The 317-nt window shown below is 27.8% G+C and carries 1 protein-coding gene; it reads left to right on the top strand.

Annotated elements, in window-relative coordinates; translation table 11 throughout:
• Nucleotides 1-317 (top strand): hypothetical protein (locus E9531_RS17605; protein ID WP_158291844.1); only part of this gene is annotated, 317 nt, incomplete at both ends.

Here is a 317-nt window from a genome sequence, read left to right as displayed (position 1 = left end):
AGATAATTGTTCTAATACTTCTTCTGGTAATTTTAACGGTAATATTATTAGTAATTCTGATGTAAAATTCATTTCTGAAGTTACAAATTATACTGATAATTCTAATATGTTTGTTGTTTTGCAGGAATTTATAAATATTTTTTTTGAGAAAGCTGGAGCACTTCATAATAAAATTGGAGAATATGCCGGTAAAGATTCTATTCCTGATTTGAATAGTGATTTACTAGCTTTGAGAAATTTTGTTGAAGGAACTCTTGCAATTCCAAATAGTATTCTTGAAATAGTGGATAAAATCGTGCAATCGTTGTTCGCTTACT

This window comes from Lampropedia puyangensis (genome assembly GCF_004833285.1).
Lineage (GTDB): Bacteria > Pseudomonadota > Gammaproteobacteria > Burkholderiales > Burkholderiaceae_C > Lampropedia > Lampropedia puyangensis.
Note: the sequence above shows the minus strand (reverse complement) of the source record. Positions and strands in the feature narration are given on the sequence as shown.